Source organism: Phyllobacterium myrsinacearum (genome assembly GCF_014138285.1).
Lineage (GTDB): Bacteria > Pseudomonadota > Alphaproteobacteria > Rhizobiales > Rhizobiaceae > Phyllobacterium > Phyllobacterium myrsinacearum_A.
Window position 1 is genome coordinate 1241778 of sequence record NZ_JACGXN010000001.1, and the last position, 13418, is coordinate 1255195.

18 protein-coding genes are annotated in these 13418 nt (G+C 57.1%); 7 read left to right on the forward strand and 11 right to left on the reverse strand.

Features of this window, described 5'->3' with window-relative positions; translation table 11 throughout:
• Nucleotides 1–12: 12 nt before the first annotated feature.
• Entirely contained in the window at nt 13–999 is a 987-nt protein-coding gene (locus FHW16_RS06155) for a threonine ammonia-lyase (protein ID WP_182548223.1), read from the reverse strand.
• Nucleotides 1000–1150: 151 nt separating this feature from the next.
• Between FHW16_RS06155 and mbfA the strand changes: the two genes are divergently transcribed.
• Both mbfA and FHW16_RS29060 read left to right on the forward strand, forming a co-directional pair.
• Complete coding sequence (mbfA, locus tag FHW16_RS06160; RefSeq protein ID WP_182548224.1) at nt 1151–2134, forward strand: iron exporter MbfA; 984 nt, start codon at nt 1151–1153, stop codon at nt 2132–2134.
• A 248-nt stretch (nt 2135–2382) separates the two neighbouring features.
• Entirely contained in the window at nt 2383–2517 is a 135-nt protein-coding gene (locus FHW16_RS29060) for a hypothetical protein (RefSeq protein ID WP_281410090.1), read from the forward strand.
• Here the strand turns inward: FHW16_RS29060 and FHW16_RS06165 are convergent.
• The 9 genes from FHW16_RS06165 to dut all read right to left on the reverse strand — a co-directional run bounded on the left by FHW16_RS06165 (nt 2508) and on the right by dut (nt 8540).
• Complete coding sequence (locus tag FHW16_RS06165; RefSeq protein ID WP_182548225.1) at nt 2508–2855, reverse strand: antibiotic biosynthesis monooxygenase family protein; 348 nt, start codon at nt 2853–2855, stop codon at nt 2508–2510. The two genes, FHW16_RS29060 and FHW16_RS06165, sit on opposite strands and share 10 nt — an antisense overlap.
• Nucleotides 2852–3172, reverse strand: coding sequence for an NIPSNAP family protein (locus FHW16_RS06170; protein WP_182548226.1), 321 nt, complete (start codon nt 3170–3172; stop codon nt 2852–2854). The genes FHW16_RS06165 and FHW16_RS06170 overlap by 4 nt, the downstream gene beginning before the upstream one ends.
• A gap of 153 nt (nt 3173–3325) precedes the next feature.
• Nucleotides 3326–4300, reverse strand: a complete 975-nt coding sequence (cysK, locus tag FHW16_RS06175) for a cysteine synthase A (protein WP_182548227.1) — start codon at nt 4298–4300, stop codon at nt 3326–3328.
• A gap of 137 nt (nt 4301–4437) precedes the next feature.
• Entirely contained in the window at nt 4438–5058 is a 621-nt protein-coding gene (locus FHW16_RS06180; protein ID WP_182548228.1) for a LysE family translocator, read from the reverse strand.
• 91 nt (nt 5059–5149) lie between these two features.
• Entirely contained in the window at nt 5150–5497 is a 348-nt protein-coding gene (locus FHW16_RS06185; protein ID WP_210278024.1) for a cell envelope integrity protein TolA, read from the reverse strand.
• Between the two features lie 60 nt (nt 5498–5557).
• Nucleotides 5558–6562, reverse strand: a complete 1005-nt coding sequence (locus FHW16_RS06190; protein WP_182548230.1) for a proline racemase family protein — start codon at nt 6560–6562, stop codon at nt 5558–5560.
• On the reverse strand, nt 6562–7218 hold the full coding sequence (locus FHW16_RS06195; RefSeq protein ID WP_182548231.1) for an HAD family hydrolase: 657 nt from the start codon (nt 7216–7218) through the stop codon (nt 6562–6564). Before FHW16_RS06195 ends, FHW16_RS06190 begins: the two co-directional genes overlap by 1 nt.
• Before the next feature lie 2 nt (nt 7219–7220).
• Nucleotides 7221–8039, reverse strand: coding sequence for an isocitrate lyase/PEP mutase family protein (locus tag FHW16_RS06200; RefSeq protein WP_182548232.1), 819 nt, complete (start codon nt 8037–8039; stop codon nt 7221–7223).
• Nucleotides 8040–8054: 15 nt separating this feature from the next.
• The gene (dut, locus tag FHW16_RS06205; RefSeq protein ID WP_182548233.1) at nt 8055–8540 is read right to left on the reverse strand and encodes a dUTP diphosphatase; all 486 of its coding nucleotides are present in this window, start codon (nt 8538–8540) and stop codon (nt 8055–8057) included.
• Nucleotides 8541–8703: 163 nt separating this feature from the next.
• Here dut and FHW16_RS06210 point away from each other — a divergent pair, with 163 nt between their 5' ends.
• From FHW16_RS06210 to FHW16_RS06230, 5 genes are all read left to right on the forward strand, one after another.
• Nucleotides 8704–9513 carry a class II glutamine amidotransferase gene (locus FHW16_RS06210; RefSeq protein WP_182548234.1) on the forward strand — a complete coding sequence of 270 codons (810 nt, stop codon included), beginning with the start codon at nt 8704–8706 and terminating at the stop codon, nt 9511–9513.
• A gap of 88 nt (nt 9514–9601) precedes the next feature.
• Complete coding sequence (locus tag FHW16_RS06215; protein ID WP_182548235.1) at nt 9602–11191, forward strand: peptide chain release factor 3; 1590 nt, start codon at nt 9602–9604, stop codon at nt 11189–11191.
• A gap of 145 nt (nt 11192–11336) precedes the next feature.
• Nucleotides 11337–11735, forward strand: coding sequence for an ArsR/SmtB family transcription factor (locus FHW16_RS06220; protein WP_182548236.1), 399 nt, complete (start codon nt 11337–11339; stop codon nt 11733–11735).
• Nucleotides 11736–11739: 4 nt separating this feature from the next.
• The gene (locus tag FHW16_RS06225; protein WP_182548237.1) at nt 11740–12285 is read left to right on the forward strand and encodes an SRPBCC family protein; all 546 of its coding nucleotides are present in this window, start codon (nt 11740–11742) and stop codon (nt 12283–12285) included.
• 52 nt (nt 12286–12337) lie between these two features.
• Nucleotides 12338–12703, forward strand: coding sequence for a VOC family protein (locus tag FHW16_RS06230; RefSeq protein ID WP_182548238.1), 366 nt, complete (start codon nt 12338–12340; stop codon nt 12701–12703).
• A 66-nt stretch (nt 12704–12769) separates the two neighbouring features.
• On the opposite strand, the gene FHW16_RS06235 is transcribed toward FHW16_RS06230, so the two are convergent.
• Nucleotides 12770–13303 carry a GNAT family N-acetyltransferase gene (locus FHW16_RS06235; RefSeq protein WP_182548239.1) on the reverse strand — a complete coding sequence of 178 codons (534 nt, stop codon included), beginning with the start codon at nt 13301–13303 and terminating at the stop codon, nt 12770–12772.
• Nucleotides 13304–13418 lie beyond the last annotated feature (115 nt).

Below are 13418 nucleotides of genomic sequence, written 5' to 3' on the forward strand. Positions count from 1 at the left end.
CACGCACGATAGTCATGCTGATCCGATCAGCCCGCCATAGATATCCAGATCGACATTGCCGCCGGACAGGACCACGGCGACCGTCTTGCCTTTGAGGTCATCTGCACGGGCTGCCGCACCGGCAAGCCCGACGCAGCCACCGGGCTCGACAACCACCTTGAGATAGGTTGCAGCGTCGCGCATGGCAGCGGCAACGGCATGATCGGAAACTGCAATTCCACCCGCCAGATTTTGCCGGTTGATCGGGAAGGTCAGATCGCCCGGCTGCTGGGTGAGAATAGCATCGCAGATCGAGCGGTGGCCCGGTTCATTGGCAACCTGCTTTCCGGCAATCAGCGACCGGCGCAGATCATCAAAATGATCGGGCTCGACACCCCAGATGCGGGTTTGCGGCGAACGGGCCTTGATGGCAACGGAGATACCGCTGATCAGCCCACCCCCGCCGCTTGGCACAAAAACGTCGTCGAACACGATGCCGCGTTCTTCGGCCTCATCCATCAGTTCAAGCCCGATGGTGCCCTGCCCGGCCATGATGGCCGGATCATCATAGGGCGGCACCAGAATCATGCGGCGCTCGTTGATATATTCGGCCGCAATCTCCTCACGGCTCTCCCTGTAACGATCATAGAGCACCACCTCGGCACCATAGGATTTGGTGTTGGCAATTTTCAATTGCGGCGCATCTGATGGCATGATGATGACCGCCTTGATGCCGAAGAGCTGGGCGGAACTTGCCACACCCTGCGCATGGTTGCCGGAGGAGAAGGCGATGATACCGCGTTTACGCTCGTCCGCCGTCATCTGGCTGATGCGGTTATAGGCACCGCGGAATTTGAATGAACCCGTCCGCTGCAGGCATTCCGGCTTGAACAGCAGACGCGCACCATACCTGGCGTTGAGCGCTTCCGATTCGATAAGCCGGGTCGGCACGAGCTGGCCCTTGAGGCGGCTGGCGGCATCCACAATGTCGATATTGGCAATGGCGAAAGGGGTCATCATGTCCTCGGGTACGCGTGCGTGCAGGTTTTGCCATTCATAGCACCGTACAGGGAGCACAGCACCCAAATCATTGTCATCATTGTCCCACGCACCCCTTGAAAAGACGTCCGCATTTCTATAGTTTAGAATTATTCTAAATTAGGACAGTATCATGCTCAGCCGTTTCTTCGGTCCACGCCGCCACGACCTCAATACATTGTCGGAACAGCAAATTCTGGCGCTCGCGATTTCATCGGAAGAAGACGATGCGCGGATCTATCTTGCCTATGCGGACGGGCTTCGTGACGACTTCCCGCAAAGTGCCAAGGTGTTCGAGGACATGGCGGAAGAGGAAAACCACCACCGGCAAGTGCTGATCGATCTGCACCGGGAACGTTTCGGCGATCGGATTCCGCTGATCCGGCGCGAGCATGTGCGCGGCTATCTCGAACGCAAGCCGGATTGGCTGGTGCGCCCGCTCGGCATAGACAAGGTGCGCGAGATGGCGGAAAAAATGGAGGAGCAGGCCTATCGTTTCTATACGGAAGCGATGAAGCTCGTCAGCGACGCCTCGACACGCAAACTGCTGGGGGATCTCGCCATCGCCGAGAAAACCCATGAATCACTGGCGCACCGGCTCGGCGAGCAGCACACCCCGGATGCGGTCCAGCAAGACGAAAAAATGACGGAGCGCCGGCAGTTCCTGCTGACCTATATCCAGCCGGGTCTGGCCGGGCTCATGGATGGCTCGGTCTCGACGCTCGCTCCCATTTTCGCCGCCGCTTTTGCGACGCAGGACACATGGCAGACATTTCTTGTCGGCCTCTCCGCCTCGCTCGGCGCCGGCATCTCGATGGGTTTCACCGAAGCTGCCCATGATGACGGAAAACTCTCCGGGCGCGGAGCGCCGTTGAAGCGCGGCCTTGCCAATGGCCTCATGACGGCCATCGGCGGACTGGGCCATGCCCTGCCCTACCTCATCCCGGATTTCTGGACGGCCACAACCGTCGCTGCGATGGTGGTTTTCGTCGAGCTCTGGGCGATTGCGTATATCCAGCACAAATACATGGAAACACCCTTCTTCCGCGCGGCGATACAGGTCGTGCTGGGTGGCAGCCTCGTGCTGGCAACAGGCATTCTCATCGGCAATGCGTGACAGCCCGCATATGTAAACTTGTCTTACAAACGAATCAAAAGTGACGAAACCCGGTGGTTAACACCGGGTTTATTTCTATCTTTTCAACCGGGAAATTATGCCCTGCCTCAGGTGTTAAAGCTAATTTTCCATGAATTTATCCGGCCTTAACCATCCGCATTCAGCAAGCGTTCATATTTATAGGTTAAATTTTAGCTAAATGATCGCCAACCGATTTTTCGGACGATCGAGATTCAGGAAATGAAGATATGACCATGTTCGTTCAACTGCGCGATACGCTTCGCGTCGTCCGTGAATTCATTGCACCGACCTACCGTCCGGAGCGCCATTACATGCGCGGCCCCGGTCCTGCCTGCGCCCAGCGCAACCCTGGTCAAGCATGATGGTAAACGCGCGCATCAAACGGAGCCTCATCACGGGCTCGCAAGCCATAGTCACGTACAACAGCCGCAATCCGCAGCCGGTAATCGGCAAAGACTTCGGTGCGACCAGCACTTTGGGCAGCGCGATGTTCCTCGGTCTGGCGCCAAGCCGCAACTGAGGCTTCGTCGCGCCAAAACGACAGGGAAAGATAGCGGTTCTCGTTGGCAAGGCTGCGAAACCGTTCGACGGAAATGAACCCGTCCATTTTTTCCAGCAGCGGGCGCAGATTGGCAGCCCGCTCGAAATATTCGTGATCAAAGCCCTCATTCGGCTCGACTTCGAAAATCACCGCAATCATTTGATCGGCCCTCCATTCACACGGCGCAGGAACGTACGATCCTCGCGGCGGATGAATTTTCTCTCTCTTGAAAATTCATAATTGGCCCGGCCAAGCGGATCGGCCGTCAGCCGTGCGCGATAGACCTCATAGGCCGCCAGATCCTCAATATTGTAAATACCGTAAGCAAGCGTGGCGGAACCTTCATGCGGCGCGTAGTAGCCGATCAGGTCGGCGCCACAGCGCGGGATTGCCTCGTTCCAGTTACGCGCATAGTCCTCGAACGCATCCTTCTGATACGGATCGATTTCATATTTGATAATACATGTGATGCTCATAATGGCCGCTCCTTCGTATGGATTGGCCTGTTTTTAGAGCTCCCGGATGCTCTGATGCTTCGATCTCGGTCGAAGTATCGCGGCTTGAAAACAATCAGCCCCACCGGGCATTTGATGCGAGGCGGGGCTGATTTTGGAACATTCTCGGTTTGATCAGGCGTCGAGGCCGTCAAACAGTGCAGTGGACAGGTAGCGTTCGGCAAAGGACGGAATGATCACAACGATATTCTTGCCCTTGTTCTCGGGACGCTTGCCCAGTTCTATGGCTGCCGTCAGCGCAGCGCCGGAGGAAATGCCGACCGGCACACCTTCAAGTTTGGCTACCAGACGGGCATTGGCGAACGCATCCTCATTGGAGACCTGAATAACCTCGTCATAGATATGGGTGTCGAGCACCTGCGGCGCAAAACCGGCGCCGATGCCCTGAATCTTGTGCGGACCGGGATTGCCACCTGATAGCACAGGCGAATCCTTCGGCTCGACCGCAACAATCCTCACCTCAGGCTTGCGCTGCTTCAGCACCTGACCAACGCCGGTAATGGTGCCGCCCGTCCCGATGCCCGACACAAAGATATCGACCTTGCCGTCCGTATCGTTCCAGATTTCCTCGGCAGTGGTCTTGCGGTGAATCTCGGGATTGGCCGGATTATCGAACTGGCCCGGAATGACAGCATCCGGCGTGGTTTCCACCAGTTCATTGGCCTTGGCAATCGCGCCCTTCATGCCCTTGGCGCCTTCGGTCAGGACCAGTTCGGCACCGAGCAGTTTCAGCATCTTGCGACGCTCGACCGACATGGTTTCCGGCATGGTCAGGATGAGGCGATAACCCTTGGACGCGGCAGCAAAGGCGAGCGCGATGCCGGTATTGCCTGAAGTCGGTTCGACCAGTGTCGTCTTGCCGGGGGTGGCCTTGCCCTGCGCTTCGAGAGCTTCGATCAGCGCAACGCCGATACGATCCTTCACGCTGGCAATCGGGTTGAAGAATTCGAGCTTGGCCAGAAGATTGGCGCCTACACCCTGGTCCTTTGCCAGCTTATCAAGGCGGACAATAGGGGTGTCGCCGATTGTATCGACAATGGAATTGTAGATACGGCCGCGGCCGGGTTTGCGCGCATCACTCGTGCTCATGGAAGTGCTCCCTCAATTGGTGTGACAAACATCTTATGGCGCAGGCTTGAAAATTCATAGTCGAGCATATGCGCAATTGGCACATTCTTGGGAAGACTATGCTAATATCCATATGTCTGTAGAATAAAATTCTATGATCAGGAGGTACGGCCTGCGATGGCCAAGGCAGCACCGGCCATGAATGCGGCCGCTGTACGGTTCAACCTTTTCAGTGCCTTGGGAGATTGCAGGAACCAGCGCGCCTTGGACGCAAGCGCCAGATAGGGGATCAGCACGACAAGCAAAGTCAGCACCGTTACAACTGCCAGCACACCATAGTCAGCAAGTGTGATCGCGTGCAGATCGATCAGCGTCGGGGTCAGCGCGATGTAGAAAATCATGGTCTTCGGATTGCCAAGGGTCACTGCCAGTCCAGAAAGCACACCGGCGAAAGCGCCACCACCACCGCTCCGTGCTTCGATCTTTTCAGCTGTGATGCCGGAGTTCCAGAAACTCCAGGCGAGATAGGCGAGATAAGCGACGCCCGCCCATTTGATCAGAAGGAATATCGTGCCGAATGTCTGCGCGACCATGGCAAGGCCGAGCACCACGGCGGTGAGATAGGACAAATCGCCGATGACGAGGCCAAGCGCCATAAATACGGCTGACCGAAACCCGGACCCAAGGGCACGTGCGATGAGGGCGGTGATGCCGGGGCCCGGAATGGCGGCAGCGATGGCAAGGGCGCCTGAATAGGCAACAAAACCGGCAAATGTCATGATCGATCTCTATCTGGGAACTGCGCCGGGAGAATACTCCAAATTTTGACACACACAAGTCACGCCGACACGCACGCGGGCCAAGAACGGGTCAATTTTCGGGACTCGAGAAGTTTAGAATGATCTCTTTCAAATCATCATAGAGAGCAGGGTTTTCCGCAACAACGCTGTAAGGGGCGCATCGGGTAACTGCGCGAATGGCGCTGTTGGCTATCAGCTCAAAATTCTTGCTCTTTGACGGGTTGACGATTTCGGGCGCGCCAATAATCGTACCATCCTTGTCCAGCGTGAACCTCACCGTGACGGTCGACACGTTATCCTTGCCGGTATCGGGCCTGTTCCAGCAGGTCTGAATGTTAAATTTGATTTTTTCAGCAATCGCCGCAAGACTTCGATTGGCGGACTCGTTATCCTCCGCATGAACCGGCGCGGCTGCCATCAAAAGCGAAAAGCACAGGGCACCCGTAGTCCGTCCCAGCATGGTCAACCTCCCCTCTCCCTAGAGAACCAGAAACCCCTGTCCCAGCGGATCATCTTCCTCGATGATGAACTCCGCCTTGCCGCTGTAATAGGCATGACCGGAAACGCGAGCCGTGATGGCATCAAAGGCTGCTACCCTGGTTACCGAAGCGACAGCCCCGGCAAAGCGCGAGCTGACAATGCTTTCGAAAATCCGAGCCTCGGTCTCATGGATCTGCCCCTTGGCATGCATGGCCGCAAGCCGCGCGGTCACGCCCGAACCGGTCGGCGAGCGGTCGAGCTGCGCATCGGCGAAAATGCAGACATTTTTTGTCGGGGCTTCCGACCAGCTGTCGAGGCCATCCGTGAGAATAGAGCCGTAAAGGAAGGCGAGATCCTTGTGATCCGGATGGTCCAGCGGCACGGCTTCTTTCACCGCTGCGGTGAGCAGTGTTGCCGCTTCGATGAATTTGCGTGCAGAGTCACGGCCGAACTCCAGACCGAATTGGCTGCAATGGGCGAGTGCATAATAGGCGCCGCCATAGGCCACATCGAATGTCACTTCACCATAGGGCGGCAGATCAATGGTCCGGTCCTTGACAAACAGGAAGGCCGGGACGCTTTCGAAGGTTACGCTGGCGGATTTGCCGTCTTTCACTTCGACCGAGGCGACCACCATGCCGCACGGGCATTCAATATGAACTGTCGTGACCGGCTCGACCTTCTGCACAAGCCCATAATCGATGGCATAGCGGCCAAGCGCGATAATGGCGTGGCCGCACATGGTCGAATAGCCCTCATTGTGCATGAACAGCACGGCAAGATCGGCGCCGGGCAAATTCGGCTGAACCAGCAGTGCGCCATACATATCAAAGTGGCCGCGGGGCTCGAACATCAGGATTTTGCGCAAGTGGTCGAGGTGGTCCCTGACATAAGCGCGCTTTTCAAGGATCGTGCCTTTCGGCAACACGGGATAACCGCCGGTGATAATGCGCAGGGGCTCGCCGCCCGTGTGCATATCGATAACCGTGAGTGGCGACGCCATCAGACGATGCCCATAAGCGCGGGCAGCTTGCGCATATCATCAAAGAGAATGCCGCCTGCCGCCACCAGACCTTCATGATCGGCGTGCTCGTCGCCGCAATAGGAAAACACACGCATACCCGCCGCTGTTCCCGCTGTGGTTCCCGCCACGCTGTCCTCAATCACCACGGAACGTGATGGTTCGAACCCCATCTCTTTGGCCGCATGCAGGAAGAGATCAGGGAAAGGTTTGCCGCGCGCCACCATGGACGCACTGTAGAGCACATCCTTGAAATGGCCGATCAGCCCGGTTTTCCCCAGCGTCAGATGCATCTTTTCCACATTGGCCGAGGACGCCACACAGTATGAAAGCTGTGCTTGCTTCACCGCTCCAATGACGTCCTCGATATGCGGGATGGCTTCAACACCATTCTCGAAAATGATCGGGATAGCCTGATACCAGCGCTCGACGAAATCTTCGCCCAGTGAATACCCTTCAGCCTCGACCTTCTCTTTCACCGCACGCATCGGCATGCCGCAGAGGTTCTTGCGCGCCTCATCGAAGGTGATGGGATACCCCGATGCATTGAGCATCTTGATCAGGTGCTGATTGGCAAGGGTTTCGGTATCGACCAGGACACCGTCACAGTCGAAAATCACCAGATCGAGGCGTGTCATTATCAAGATTCCTTGTCTGCGTCCTGCGCATAGAGCTTCTGCAGCTCTCCGAATGTCACGCCTGTTTTTGAGAATTCGAACGTGCCCTTATCGAGCACTTCACGGGCTGCATCGCGTATCGCGCTGAAGGCAGCGGTCGTCAGACGCGGCCCGAGCGAAACACGGCTTACGCCGATCGATTTGAGTTCGCTGACACTCAATGACGCCGGGGCCAAAACACTGACCGGCTTCGACACGGAGGCGCAGATGGTGCGAATGCTTTCCAGATCCGAAATACCGGGGGCAAACAATACGTCAGCGCCCGCCTTTTCAAAGGCCTGCAGCCGCTTGATCGTATCATCGAGATCGGCACGGCCATGCAGGAAATTTTCGGCCCGCGCCGTGAACACAAAATCGTTTTTCAGCGCACGCGCAGCTTCCGCAGCGGCAGCAACGCGCTCTACCGCGTGGGCGAAATCATAGATGGGCTTGTCCGGATCGCCGGAAAAATCCTCGATGGAGCAACCGGCAAGACCGGCGGCCTCGGCAGCGAAGATCGTCTCGCCAGCGCTGTCGGCACTGTCGCCCTTGCCCTTTTCCAGATCGCCCGAGATGGGCAGGTCCGTTGCCCCGACGAGGTCACGGCAATGCTGCATCATCACATCAAAGGTGACGCCGCCATCGGGCAGTGCACGGGAAAAGGCAAATCCGGCACTGCTGGTGGCCATGGCCTTGAAACCGAGCGAGGCGAGAAACTTGGTCGTACCGGGATCCCATGGATTGGGCATCAGCAAAATTTCCGGCCCCTGATGCAGCTGACGGAAAACCTTGCCCTTATCCATATTATCCTCCTGCGATTACGACGTGCCCGTTGACCCGAACCCTCCGGCACCGCGTGCCGTTTCGCTGGCATGCTGCCGTTCCTCAACCTCGAGCTGGACGACCGGCGCCAACACGACCTGCGCAATACGCATGCCACGCTCGACGTAGAAGTCGTCATCTCCAAGATTGATCAGGATTACTTTTACCTCACCCCGGTAGTCGGAATCAATGGTCCCTGGCGTGTTGAGACAGGTAATTCCGCTCTTGAGTGCGAGACCCGAACGGGGTCTGACCTGCGCTTCATACCCTTGCGGGATTTCGAAGATCAGGCCGGTGGGAACCAGAGCCCGGCGGCCGGGTAAAAGCAGCAGCGGACGGTCTTCCGGCACGGCTGCACGGAGATCCATTCCGGCCGAACCGGCGGTTTCATAGGCGGGCAAATCAAGGTCCTGCCCATGCGGCAACCGGACAAGACCGAGAGCGGGATGCACGTGACGTGCGGAATCGGATGATTGAGACATGAGATCACCTTTTTCACCAGTCCGCCGGTTTGGTCAACTCACAAGATTTGTCCGGATCATTCTTTACACACAATCTCTTTCTAGCTGCGCCTTGTGTCTGACGATTCCCAAGTGCCGCATGACGCGCTATTGTCAGCCAGACCAAGAGTGAATCGGGTGAATCATGTGTCGTTGGGCAGCCTATCTCGGACCTCAGCTTTATCTCGAAGACGTCATCGCCTCTCCATGCCATTCCCTGATCGCCCAGAGCCACGACGCCCATGAGGCCAAGACCCGCACCAATGGCGACGGATTTGGCGTCGCCTGGTACGGCGAGCGTCCGGAACCTGGCCTCTACCGCGATATTCTGCCCGCTTGGTCGGATCAGAACCTGAAAAGCCTGTCCCGACAAATCCGATCGCATCTGTTTCTCGCCCATGTGCGTGCCTCCACCGGCGGCGCGACCAGCCGCACCAATTGCCATCCGTTCGTGTCAGGCAAATGGAGTTTCATGCACAACGGGCAGATCGGCCATTTCGACCGGCTGCGGCGCGGGCTGGAAGCCAAGCTCGACGACGAACTTTATGTGCAGAAGCTGGGGTCAACAGATTCGGAGCTGATTTTCCTGCTGATGCTGCAGTATGGCCTCGACCGGGACCCGGCTCAATCTCTGGTCGAGACGGTCAACGTGATCACTGCGGAGGCGGAACGCGCCGGTGTACCGGCCTTCATCCGCCTGACAGCAGCCTTCTCTGACGGCATCCAGCTTTATGCAGTGCGCTACGCGACTGACCGCTTCGCACCATCGCTCTATACTGCCACGCTTTCCCCCAGTTCCGGCCTTTGCGTGGTTTCCGAACCACTGGATGGCGAAGCGGAAAACTGGATGCCTGTCCCGCCGAACAGCTTCGTGACGGTCAAGAACAGCAAGCGCATCGCCATCGAGCCGTTCATGGCGCAGGAGACATCGGGGCCGGTGCTGGAAAGCGCGTAATACCCGTTTCGAATTGATAGTCGACGGCAGGGGCTTCGGCTGATAGAAGGCGTGCAACCCTACGATTATTGAATGTTTGAGCTTCTTCATGTCTTCTGCCGATCATCCCGTTTCGAAACGCCGTACCTTTGCGATCATTGCGCACCCGGACGCCGGTAAAACCACGCTGACCGAAAAGCTCCTGCTCTTCGGCGGAGCGATCCAGCTCGCCGGTGAGGTCAAGGCCAAGAAGGACCGTATCCAGACCCGCTCCGACTGGATGAACATCGAACGGGATCGCGGCATTTCCGTCGTCACCTCGGTGATGACCTTCGAATACAAGGATTGCATCTTCAATCTTCTGGATACGCCGGGCCACGAAGACTTTGCCGATGATACCTATCGTACGCTCACCGCCGTCGACAGCGCCGTCATGGTCATCGATGCCGCCAAGGGTATCGAAGCGCGGACACTGAAGCTCTTCGAAGTCTGCCGGATGCGCGATATTCCGATCGTCACGTTCGTCAACAAGATGGATCGGGAAAGCCGCGACCCCTACGAAATCCTCGATGAGATTGAACAGAAACTGGCACTCGATACTGCCCCCATCACGTGGCCGATCGGCCGCGGCAAAAGCTTTGCCGGCACCTATAATCTGCAGGACAACACTGTCCGGCGCCGCGATGAAGAAGAAAAGCCGACACCGGTCAATGGCCCGGAAGCATCCGGCGCTTCCGGCTTGCTTCCCGAGAACGAGCGTCAAGCCTGGATCGAAGAGGTGACTTTGGCGCGGGATGCCTGCAATCCTTTCGATCTGCAATCGTTCCGCGAAGGACATATGACGCCGGTTTATTTCGGCTCCGCCTTGCGCAATTACGGTGTGCGTGACCTGATCGAGGCCTTCTGCGATTTCGGGCCAAGCCCGCGCGCACAGGATGCCGATACACGCCGCGTGGAAGCGACCGAAGACAAGATGACCGGATTCGTTTTCAAGATTCAGGCCAATATGGACCCGAACCACCGCGACCGCATTGCCTTCCTGCGTGTCTGCTCCGGCAAGCTCTCACGCGGCATGAAAGCCAAGCTGGTGCGCACCGGCAAGGCCATGAGCCTGTCGGCACCGCAATTCTTCTTCGCTCGCAGCCGTCAGATCGCTGACGAAGCCTGGGCGGGTGACGTGGTGGGCATTCCCAACCATGGCACGCTGCGCATCGGCGATACGCTGACCGAAGGGGAAGACATCCTGTTCCGCGGTGTGCCGAACTTTGCCCCTGAGATTCTGCGCCGCGTCCGGCTTGACGATGCGATGAAGGCGAAGAAACTGCGCGAGGCCCTGCAGCAGATGGCGGAAGAAGGCGTTGTCCAGCTCTTCCTGCCCGATGACGGTTCGCCGGCGATCGTCGGCGTGGTCGGCGCACTGCAGATCGACGTTCTTACCGAGCGTCTGAAAGTGGAATACACGCTGCCGGTGGGCTTCGAACCGGCGCGCTTTACCGTTGCGCGCTGGATATCCGCCGGGGACCCGCTGGAATTGCAGCGCTTCATCAATGCGCACCGGGCCGATATTGCCCACGATCTCGACAATGATCCGGTGTTTCTGGCGCAGAATTCTTTCTCGCTCTCCTATGAGGCAGAGCGCTGGAAGGATATCCGTTTCGCTGCCATCAAGGACTATCAGGTCCGCGAAAAAGCCGCCTGAGTTCAATATTTCCCGATCGAATAGCCGCCATGCCGCTTCCTCGCATTTAGATTGCGCGGAGGCGGTATAGCCCTTCAATGCCGGTCAAGCGAATTTACTCAACCAAATGGTTGACAATTAAAAATATGCGACTATATTAAACCTTATGGTTGAATATATCACACAAACCCTCGACGCCGTTTTTCACGCACTTTCCGACCCGACGCGGAGAGCGATGTTGCACCGGCTGTCTACAAGCGAACGTACCGTCAGCGAGCTGGCAACGCCGTTCAACATGTCGCTTGCAGGTGCATCCAAGCACATCAAGGTGCTTGAGGCTGCCGGGCTGGTCCGGCGACACGTGCAGGGCCGGACCCACATATGCGCCCTGCAGGCAGCACGACTGGCCGAGGCACAGGAATGGCTGCGCTATTACGAGCAGTTCTGGGAAGAACGGCTCGACGATCTGGAAAATATCCTGCGTGCGGAGGATCGTGCGCTTGCCGAAAAAGCCAGACACGGGGACCGCAAGGACCCCAAAACAAAAATGGACAGCAAGGAGTAGAACAATGAGCCTGTATCAGGGAAATGATCAACTTGGCATTGCAACAGCCCAACGCACTGTCCGCATCGAGCGGCGGCTTCCCGGACCGGTGGAGCGCGTATGGGAATACCTCACCAATTCGGAGAAACGCGGCAAATGGCTGGCGAAAGGGCCGATGGCCGACCATGCAGGCGGGCCCGTCGAGCTGACGTTCCGTCATTCCGAACTGTCCACTGCCGCAACCCCGGAGAAGTACAAAAAGTATGAAGGCCACCAGAATCCGGGACGGATCATCCGGTGTGAACCGCCGACCTACTTGTCCTTCACCTGGGAGGAAGGCAATGGCGAACCGTCGGAAGTCAGCTTCGAACTGCAGGCGGCGGGCGACGATACCCTGTTGATACTCACCCACAGCCGCCTTGCCGACCACGGCGCGATGGTCAGCGTCGCCAGCGGCTGGCACACGCATCTGAGTGTCCTGATCAATGTGTTGAACGGGGCTGAAACCGCCGATTTCTGGTCAAAACTGGAACAGCTCGAGGCAGAATACGACAAGGTGCTGCCAGCGTGACAATTCGGGTGTGTCAGCGTTGACGCACCCTATTTACCGAAGGACGACATGCATGAAACCGCATTATGAAGGCAATCACAACATTGCCATGAAAGTCCCACCGCATCAGTATGAAGCAACTGTTGCATTCTATCGCGATGTGATTGGCTTGAAGCCACTGGAAAATCATCTTCCGCATGTCGGTTTTTACTTTGGCTCGAACCAGCTCTGGATCGACAAAGTTCCCGGTATGAGCCAAGCCGAACTGTGGCTGGAGATCGCGGCGGATGATGTTTCCCTGGCAGCATCTCACTTAACAGGTGCGGGCATTGTGCGTTGCGATGAAATAGAGAAACTGCCCGAGGGTCATCAGGATTTCTGGATCACCAGCCCCTGTCAGATCATCCATCACGTATCGCAGAAGGGCGACGGATGGTAAGTAACAACTTACTATATGCACTGTGGAAGGCCGTGCATATACAAGCAGCCTTCCACCTTTGCCTGGTCAGCGCCTGAACTTGCGCTCAAGCAGCAAAACCTTTTCACCCGTGTATTCAACCTCGCCAATCCGGGCGAACCCTGTCTTTTCGGCCACCCGGACGGAAGCGATATTCTCGGGCGAGATGATACACAGCGCCCGATGCTGTTTGAAGAAACCATCGCCCCACGCCGCGGCCGCAGCCAGTGCCTCGCTGGCATAACCCTTGCCATGGATTTCCGGTGCCAGAACCCAGCCCATTTCAGGAGTATCGCCGAAGGGTGGTTCGATATCGCGCAGGAAGTTCGCAAATCCGAGATCGCCGACGTACTGACCCGTGGCCTTGTCCTCTACTGCCCAGAATCCGTAGCCGTTCAACGCCCAAAGACCAGCATATTTGAGCAGGCGACCCCAGGAAGCCTCGCGGGTCGAAGGCTTGCCCGAAATGAATTCATAGACAGTCGGATGTGTCCACACGGTGTGCAGTGCTTCAAAATCCTCCAGTCTGTGCGCGCGCAGAACGAGGCGTTCGGTTTCAACAATAGGCGTGGTGGAGTTCATGGAAAATCCGTCTTCGACAATGATGTGACTTTCTTGGCGATTATTATTTATCGTGTCAAATGCCTCATTAAGTAAGTATAAACTTACGCACTTTGATCGGCTTCCCGTCGACATG